A 3,431-nucleotide genomic window follows, 5' to 3' on the forward strand; every position below is an offset into this window, starting at 1 on the left:
CCCCCGGCTCCTGCAGTCAAGCCTGCACCCGCCAGCAACAGCGCCGACGCCTTGCTGCACCTGGACAGCGAACTGCGCGCCGCCGCGCAACTGATCATGCAAGACGTGATCGACGATTTCGCCCCGCACATCGAAACCGAGATCAAGCGTCGCCTTGAAGCACGCCTGGAACGGCTGCTCGCCACAGCAACCAGCGGCAAGCCATAAACAGCAGTTACAGCCTCAAGCTGCAAGCGCAAGAAAAACACCGCCTCCCCCTCTTGCCGCTTATAGCTTGCAGCTGCCTTATGGCTTGCAGCGGCTCCCCTCCGCTATACTTGCCGGCTTTTCCTGAATAAATGCCAATAGGGTCCCGCCGCGCATGGATAAGACCTACCAGCCGCACGCCATTGAAACTTCCTGGTACCAAACCTGGGAGTCCGAGAACTACTTCGCCCCGCAAGGCGCGGGCGACTCTTACACCATCATGATCCCGCCGCCGAACGTCACCGGCAGCCTGCACATGGGCCACGGCTTCAACAACGCGATCATGGACGCCCTGATCCGTTTCCGCCGCATGCAGGGTCGCAACACCCTGTGGCAGCCGGGTACCGACCACGCCGGTATCGCCACCCAAATGTTGGTAGAGCGTCAGATCGAAGCCCAGGGCCAGAGTCGTCACGACCTGGGCCGGGAAAAATTCCTTGAGAAGGTCTGGGAGTGGAAGGATCAGTCCGGTGGCAACATCAGCCGCCAGATCCGCCGCCTGGGCTCCTCCGTGGACTGGAGCCGCGAGCGCTTCACCATGGACGACGGCCTCTCGGAGGCGGTGAAGGAAGCCTTCGTACGCCTGCACGAAGACGGCCTGATCTACCGCGGCAAGCGCCTGGTCAACTGGGACACCAAGCTGCACACGGCGATTTCCGACCTTGAAGTGGAAAACCACGACGAGAAAGGCTTCCTGTGGAACCTGAAGTACCCGCTGGCCGACGGCGCCAAGACCGCTGAAGGCAACGACTACCTGATCGTCGCCACCACCCGTCCGGAAACCATGCTCGGCGACTCCGCCGTGGCCGTGAACCCTGAAGACGAGCGCTACAAGGCGCTGATCGGCAAGTTCGTCGAGCTGCCCCTGGTGGGCCGGCGCATCCCGATCATCGCCGATGATTACTGCGACCCTGAATTCGGCACCGGCTGCGTGAAAATCACCCCGGCCCACGACTTCAACGACTACGAAGTCGGCAAGCGCCACAACCTGCCGCTGCTGAACATCTTCGACAAGAATGCCGCTGTCCTCCCTGCCTGCCAGGTGTTCAACCTGGACGGCAGCCTGAACCAGAACATCGACGGCAAGATCCCGGCCGAATACGCCGGCCTGGACCGCTTCGAGGCGCGCAAGCAGATCGTTGCGGCGTTCGACGCCGCCGGCCTGTTGGTCAGCGTCGACGACCACGCCCTGAAAGTACCGAAAGGCGATCGTTCCGGCACCATCATCGAGCCGTGGCTCACCGACCAGTGGTACGTATCGACCAAACCATTGGCCGAGCCTGCGATTGCTGCCGTTGAAGACGGCCGCATTGCCTTCGTACCCAAGCAATACGAAAACATGTACTTCTCCTGGATGCGCGACATCCAGGATTGGTGCATCAGCCGCCAGCTGTGGTGGGGCCACCGGATTCCGGCCTGGTACGACGAGTCGGGCAAGGTATACGTAGGTCGCGATGAAGCCGAAGTCCGAGCCAAGCACAACCTCGGTCCGGACGTTGCCCTGCAGCAGGACAACGACGTGCTCGACACCTGGTTCAGTTCGGGCCTGTGGACGTTCTCCACCCTGGGCTGGCCGGAGCAGACCGACTTCCTCAAGACCTTCCACCCAACCGACGTGCTGGTCACCGGTTTCGACATCATTTTCTTCTGGGTTGCCCGGATGATCATGCTCACCATGCACCTGGTGAAGAACGAAGACGGCACGCCGCAGGTTCCGTTCAAGACCGTGTACGTCCACGGCCTGGTGCGCGATGGCCAGGGCCAGAAGATGTCCAAGTCCAAGGGCAACGTCCTCGACCCGCTGGACATCATCGACGGCATCGACCTCGAAACCCTGGTGCAGAAGCGCACCACCGGCCTGATGCAGCCGAAACTGCAGAAGTCCATCGAGAAGCAGACCCGCGCCGAATTCGCCGACGGCATCGCCAGCTACGGCACCGACGCCCTGCGCTTCACCTTCTGCTCCCTGGCCACCACGGGTCGCGACATCAAGTTCGACATGGGCCGCGTCGAGGGTTATCGCAACTTCTGCAACAAGATCTGGAACGCCGCGCGCTACGTGCTGGACAAGGGCGAAGACTGCGGCCAGAACGGCGAAGCCTATGAGCTGTCCCTGGCAGATCGCTGGATCATCTCGCAGTTGCAACGTACCGAAGCCGAAGTCACCCGCCAGCTCGACCAGTTCCGTTTCGACCTGGCCTCGCAGGCCTTGTACGAGTTCATCTGGAACCAGTATTGCGACTGGTACCTGGAACTTTCCAAGCCAGTGCTGTGGGACGAGAACTCGCCGGTCGAACGCCAGCGTGGCACCCGTCGCACCCTGGTTCGGGTGTTGGAAGTAGCCCTGCGCCTGGCCCACCCGTTCATGCCGTTCATCACCGAGGAAATCTGGCAGCGCCTGGCGCCGCTGGCGGGTGCCGAAGGCAAGACCATCATGCTGCAACCTTGGCCAGTGGCGAACGAAGCACGCATCGACCAGGCTGCCGAAGACGACATCGAATGGCTCAAGGGCCTGATGCTCGGCACCCGTAACATCCGTGCCGAAATGAACATCGGCCCGGGCAAGCCCCTGACCCTGTTCCTGAAGAACGTCAGTGCCGAAGACCAGCGTCGCCTGACCGAGAACGAAGCCTTGCTGAAGAAGCTGGCCAAGCTCGAATCCATCACCGTACTGGCTGCCGGCGACGAAGCACCACTGTCCGCCACCGCCCTGGTAGGCGAGATGGAAGTGCTGGTTCCAATGGCTGGCCTGATCGACAAGGGCGCCGAACTGGCGCGCCTGGACAAGGAAATCCAGCGCCTGCAGGGCGAAGTGCAGCGGGTGGGCGGCAAGCTGTCCAACGCTTCCTTTGTCGACAAGGCCCCGGCTGAAGTGATCGAGAAGGAACGTGCCAGACTGGCCGAGGCCGAACAGGCCCTGGGCAAGCTGGCCGAGCAGCACGCGCGGATCTCCAGCCTGTAACGGCGATCGACGCGACATAAAGAGGGAGGCCCAGACAGGCCTCCCTTTTCTATGGGTCGAAAGATCACCTTCCTGGGCAAGCCCGCGCCTAAACACACTCGCCCCCGCAGCAGGTACGCAGCGTTGCTGCAGGAGCCGGCATGCCGGCGAACAGCCCGCCCCGACACTACAAGATATGGGACAATGCCCATCACTTTGAACCACCCCCGAATCGACTCCCCCA

Annotated in this window: 1 protein-coding gene and 1 pseudogene; both read left to right on the forward strand. The window is 62.1% G+C overall.

Annotated features, from left to right (window positions below):
• Positions 1–207: pseudogene (locus GV818_RS33580) on the forward strand (DNA polymerase III subunit chi); the annotation flags it as partial.
• Positions 208–361: 154 nt separating this feature from the next.
• On the forward strand, positions 362–3,208 hold the full coding sequence (locus GV818_RS33585; protein WP_161778733.1) for a valine--tRNA ligase: 2,847 nt from the start codon (positions 362–364) through the stop codon (positions 3,206–3,208).
• Positions 3,209–3,431 lie beyond the last annotated feature (223 nt).

It is taken from the genome of Pseudomonas sp. Fl4BN1 (assembly GCF_009908285.1).
GTDB lineage: Bacteria > Pseudomonadota > Gammaproteobacteria > Pseudomonadales > Pseudomonadaceae > Aquipseudomonas.